We start from the raw sequence: 5377 nt of genomic DNA, 5'->3' as shown, positions 1-5377 counted from the left end.
CAAATAAAAAGAGAGAATCACAAATAAAAAGACAGAATCGCAAATAAAAAGAGAGAATCGCAAATATATGGCCGAATCGCAATAAAAAATAGAGAATCACAATTAAAACGACGTAATCGCAAATAAAAAGAGAGAATCACAAATAAATTGATCGAATCGCAAATATATGGCAAATCGCAATTGAAAAATAGTGTTCTTAAAGTGAAAACCTTAAAAAAAGAGATAAATTTTACTCACTTAAATAAAAAAGCCCATACTTTAAGTCGTTTTTAGCAAATTTTTATTAAAAATGGTGCAATATGGCCCCGCTTATTATCTGTCATGTATTTCGGGAGCGGAACTCAACTAGGCTTCTTTCCAAAGAAACAAGGTCAAATCGCATGAATCCGTAATTACTAGCGGAGCATGCGATTTTTTCTATTTAAAAAAAGCTTTCCCATTAGCCAAAACCTAATTCTAATGGAAAAGCCAAACTTTATTCTAATCTGCTCGTAATCATTTTTTTCCGAGTATAGAAGTCGACTCCATCTGTTCCATTTGCGTGAAGGTCACCATAAAAAGAGTTTTTCCATCCGGAGAATGGGAAAAAGGCCATCGGTGCGGGAACACCGATATTTACTCCAAGCATTCCTACTTCAATATTTTCCCTGAAATATCGAATACTTGCTGCACTGTCTGTAAAGATGCAGGCACCATTTCCAAAATCTGATTTATTCGTTAGTTCAATCGCTTCTTCTAATGTTTCTACTCGAACGATCGAAAGCACTGGTGCAAATATTTCTTCCTTCCAAATTTTCATTGATGGGTTCACGTTATCAAAGATTGTTGGCCCAATGAAGTAGCCTTTTTCTTTTCTAATTAAATCTTTTCGTCCATCACGTAATAAGGTTGCACCTTCTTGTATGCCACTTTCAATATATTGTTCTGTACGTTCTCGATGTTCTTTTCGTATGACCGGACCTAGGAATACATCTTCATCTAATCCGTTTCCAATTGTAAGGTTATTAGCTTCCTTTTTTAGTTTTTCTATTAATGGATTGGCAATGTCACCTACTGCTACAACAACAGAGCATGCCATACATCGTTCGCCTGCCGAACCATATGCAGCTGTGATAATTTGTTTTACTGCTTCATCTAAATTTGCATCTTGTAAAACGATACTATGGTTTTTAGCACCAGCTAAGGCTTGAACGCGTTTCCCATTTGCCGATGCAGTTTTATATACATACTCCGCTACGGGTTGTGAACCTACAAATGAAATGGCTGGTACATCTTTGTTTTGAAGTAACTCGTTTACAATTTCATGCGCCCCATGAACAATATTAAAAACACCTTTAGGGAGACCAGCCTCTGTAAAGAGCTCAGCTAAACGATTTGCAAGTAGTGGTGTCCGTTCAGAAGGCTTTAAAATAAATGTATTTCCACAAGCAATAGCTAACGGAAACATCCAGCAAGGGACCATCATTGGAAAATTAAAAGGAGTTATTCCTCCAATTACTCCAACAGGGTACCGATACATCGCAGATTCAATATTTGTAGCAATATCAGGTAATTGTTTACCCATCATTAGTGTCGGTGCTCCGGCAGCAAATTCTACACATTCAATACCACGCTGAACTTCTCCATATGCCTCATTATAGCTTTTACCATTCTCAATCGTTATTAAATTAGCAAGTTCATCCCAATATTTTATAAGTAATTGTTGATATGAAAATAGTATTCTTGCTCTTTTGGGGACTGGTGTTTTACTCCATATATTAAAAGCGTTTTTAGCTGCTTTTACAGCATTTTCTAAATCTGATTTAGTTGAGAGAGGGACAAATGCTAATATTTCTTCAGTTGCAGGATTTGGGACCGGGATTGTTTTTGCATTTGGTGAAGCTTCAATCCATTCTCCATTAATAAAATTCTTTAAAATTTTTATATTTGTTTGCGTCGACATAGAATTTCACCTCGAACGATTATAAGTTTGAGAATGCTTTGTTTAATGTATTTACGATAAAATCAAGCTCTTCATCAGTTGTAGTAAATGGAGGAGAAAGTGTGAGGATATTGTTGTAGCCTGGGACTGTATCTCCATTTCTACCAATTATTAGTCCTTGTGATTTACATTCAGTTATTATTTTTAATACTAATTCAGGACTAGCAGGTGTTTTACATTTTTTATCTTCAACCAACTCGATTCCCGCAATAAAACCAAAGCTTCGAATGTCTCCAACATTTTTATAAGTTAGTAAACTATCTAATTTTTTGCGAAGCTCATCACCCAAATAAGCTGCACGTTCTATTAAATTTTCACGCTCAATTATTTCTAAGTTTTTAAGTGCAACTGCACAGGAAGCAGGATTTCCACCAAATGTGTTTACATGGCGAAAGTGATGATCTGGCCCAGGTCGTTTAAATACATCATATAATTCGCTTCTCACAGCAGTTGCTGAAAGAGGAGAATAGGCACTCGTCATTCCTTTAGCCATTGTAACGATATCAGGTTTAATTCCGAAGTTTTGATGACCAAATTGTTTTCCGGAGCGGCCAAAGCCACAGATCACTTCATCAACAATTAACAAAATACCAAATTTATCACATATGTTTCGAACTTTTGTTAAGTATTCCGCAGGTGGTACAATAACTCCGCCACCCGTTATAACTGGTTCCATTATGATTCCAGCAATCGTTTCAGCACCTTCGTAATTAATCACATCTTCAATTTGTTTAGCGCATTGAATACCACAATCTCCATATGTTTTACCGAATGGACAACGGTAACAATAAGGTGGAGCGACATGCTGGAAGCCTGAAGAAAGAGGCTCATATTTAACTTTACGGTTAGCTTGACCGGTGGCACTTAAAGCACCCATAGAATTACCATGATATGCACGATATCTTGAAATGAATTTATAACGTGAAGGCTCACCGTTTTGATGATGGTACTGCCTTGCAATTTTAAAAGCTACTTCATTTGCATCAGATCCAGAATTAGAATAAAAAATACGATACTCTCCACCTAGCCATTCATTTAACTTTTCAGCTAATAGGATGGAAGGAACATTGCCTTGTGACATTGGAACATATGGAATTGCTGAAATTTGTTCAGCGGCAGCTTTGGCGATTTCTTCACGACCGTATCCGACATTCACACACCATAAACCCGACATACCGTCTAAATAATTTTTACCATCAATGTCAGTGACTGTACTATTTTTTCCTGATACAAGTACCATAGGGTTTGGATTGTGTGGGGACATATGATGCCATACGTATTTTTGATCTAATTCAAGAAGCTCTTCTTTAGATCGAGTTACTTTTATCGTCTTATCTCTCACTAAATTGTCACCAACTTTCAATATGATTACCTGAGTTCTAATTTTTATTTCTTTATTAATTAATATTACTGAATGGACGATATTATCCTATGACGATTAGACAAATTACAAGTTTTGTTAGTTTTGAAATTTATGAATTAATATTTAAACGATCAACCATTAAGCTTGTTGAAAAGGTCGGAGGAAATTTTGAAGAATTACCATTGAGTGAGTGAAATAGTTGAATATTAGTTATAAAATTAACCGTGGCACTTTAAAAGTTTATATTGGAGCTGCTCCTGGTGTTGGAAAAACATATACGATGTTAAGAGAAGGTAATGAGTTAAAGAAAAAAGGAATGGATATTATAATTGGGCTACTTGATACTCATGGTCGGAAAGAGACATTAGAAAAAGTAGGAGATTTAGACATTGTAGTGCTGATCACAGCTTAAAATAATTGATAGTTTTTATAGGTTTATTGTCAAAATTTTGTAGCATGAAATGATAAAATTTCATGTTTATTATTCAATTAAAATTAATTTTACTATTAAGAATAAAAAATAGTATTAAATCGCTTGACCTAAAGTTAGGTTTAGGCTGTAATCTCTGATTTGTAAGAAATAAATAATCAATCGGAGGGAATTTAACATGACTAAATTTGCTTTTGTAACAGGTGCCAATAAAGGGATTGGATTAGAAGTAGTTCGTCAATTAGCTGAAAAGGAATATCATGTATTTTTAGGTGCTCGAAATGAAGAATTAGGTAATCTTGCTGTTCAAACTTTAGGATTATCAAATGTTTCATTTATACAAGTTGATGTAACTAACACACAATCAATCCAAGATTCTTTCAATCAAATTACGGAAATGACTGATCATTTAGATCTATTAATTAATAATGCTGGGATTGCTCCAGATTTTCATATTTTGCCAAGTGAAATAAAAATTGATATTTTACGTCAGGCTTTTGAAGTGAATTTCTTTGGAACGTTCCAAATGATTCAAACTTTTTTACCGCTGGTTAAAAAAGCAGAAGGCGGAAAAATTATTAATGTAACGACAGATATGGCATCGCAAACATTATTTGATCGAGGAGAAACTGCGTCAATCAATATATTGGGTTATAATTCTTCAAAAACGGCTAACAATTCATTAACTCTTACATTGGGTAAAGAATTTGGAAACGGTGGTCCTGAAATTTTTGGTGTCACACCTGGATTTACAACGACTGATCTAAATGGTAATGCACCAGGAGGTCGAACAACAACTGAAGGTGCTAAAATTATTACTGACTATGCATTAAGCAATATAAACTACAATGGTAAAATTTTAAATGCAAATGGAATTATGCCTTGGTAAAGGATGAGAGTTTATCAATTATACAATTGGGCAAGTAGCAAAATTGAACAATTTAACAATTTCTCAATTAAGATATTATGACAAACAAGGATTGCTACCCTTTCTAAAAAGAACTGAAAGTGGAGACAGAATTTTCGATGAAGATGCACTTAAATTTATCGAGATGATTTTATGCTTAAAAAACACAGGCATGCCAATCAAGAAAATCAAACAATATGTTGACTGGTCAATGAATGGTGAGGAAACATTACACCAGCGTCTAGAGCTAATGAAACAACAAGAAAAAAATGTATTAGAACAAATAAAAGAAACAGAGGAGAATTTAAAGAAAATCAGCCGGAAAATTGCAAAGTATGAACTAGAAATGAATGAAAGTGAAAAGACAACTTCGACTTAGTTGTCTTTTCAGAGTTTTGATATATAAAACAGCCAATATTGTAAACGTGCATTAAGTGAACTTTATTGTTAATAAGTTATCATTTTTTTGAAACGTTTTTATTATCAATTTTTTAATTTATAGAGCAAAAATAAATTACAAACAAACTCTATGCTCATTCTAATAGTGTGTCTTAATTTATTAATAAAAGGTTATGTTTTCTAGTAATGGATTTTAAAAATATATTTATTGTATACTTCTTTTGAATAGAATTTGATTGGAATAATGGAAGGTTGATCGACTCCTAAGGGAAATGCGGGAAGCCTGAGACCCCGCAG

Annotated in this window: 5 protein-coding genes and 1 pseudogene; 4 read left to right on the top strand and 2 right to left on the bottom strand. The window is 34.0% G+C overall.

Annotated elements, in window-relative coordinates:
- Positions 1 to 475: 475 nt before the first annotated feature.
- Positions 476 to 1942: a CoA-acylating methylmalonate-semialdehyde dehydrogenase gene (locus tag COC46_RS15815; protein WP_098810782.1), complete on the bottom strand. Its 1467-nt coding sequence runs from the start codon at positions 1940 to 1942 to the stop codon at positions 476 to 478.
- 19 nt (positions 1943 to 1961) lie between these two features.
- Positions 1962 to 3323, bottom strand: coding sequence for an aspartate aminotransferase family protein (locus COC46_RS15810; RefSeq protein WP_304362835.1), 1362 nt, complete (start codon positions 3321 to 3323; stop codon positions 1962 to 1964).
- Between the two features lie 89 nt (positions 3324 to 3412).
- Here COC46_RS15810 and COC46_RS22820 point away from each other — a divergent pair, with 89 nt between their 5' ends.
- The 4 genes and pseudogenes from COC46_RS22820 (at position 3413) to COC46_RS15795 (ending at position 5060) form a co-directional block, all read left to right on the top strand.
- On the top strand, positions 3413 to 3538 hold the full coding sequence (locus COC46_RS22820; RefSeq protein WP_255294933.1) for a hypothetical protein: 126 nt from the start codon (positions 3413 to 3415) through the stop codon (positions 3536 to 3538).
- Between the two features lie 20 nt (positions 3539 to 3558).
- Positions 3559 to 3738 (top strand): annotated as a pseudogene (locus COC46_RS15805) (sensor histidine kinase KdpD); the annotation flags it as partial.
- A 214-nt stretch (positions 3739 to 3952) separates the two neighbouring features.
- Positions 3953 to 4663 carry an SDR family NAD(P)-dependent oxidoreductase gene (locus tag COC46_RS15800; RefSeq protein ID WP_098810780.1) on the top strand — a complete coding sequence of 237 codons (711 nt, stop codon included), beginning with the start codon at positions 3953 to 3955 and terminating at the stop codon, positions 4661 to 4663.
- A 13-nt stretch (positions 4664 to 4676) separates the two neighbouring features.
- A complete protein-coding gene (locus COC46_RS15795; protein ID WP_098810778.1) occupies positions 4677 to 5060 on the top strand; it encodes a MerR family transcriptional regulator in 384 nt (127 codons plus the stop codon).
- Positions 5061 to 5377: the final 317 nt, after the last annotated feature.

It is taken from the genome of Bacillus sp. AFS041924, assembly GCF_002577195.1.
Classification (GTDB): domain Bacteria; phylum Bacillota; class Bacilli; order Bacillales; family Bacillaceae_G; genus Gottfriedia.
This window is presented reverse-complemented; position numbering and strand designations above follow the sequence as displayed.

What these genes read in the sequence shown, in the direction of transcription:
- COC46_RS15800 (WP_098810780.1), top strand. Translation starts at nt 3,953, where the DNA reads ATGACTAAATTTGCTTTTGTAACAGGTGCCAATAAAGGGATTGGATTA.
- COC46_RS22820 (WP_255294933.1), top strand. Translation starts at nt 3,413, where the DNA reads ATGACGATTAGACAAATTACAAGTTTTGTTAGTTTTGAAATTTATGAA.
- COC46_RS15815 (WP_098810782.1), bottom strand. Translation starts at nt 1,942, where the DNA reads ATGTCGACGCAAACAAATATAAAAATTTTAAAGAATTTTATTAATGGA.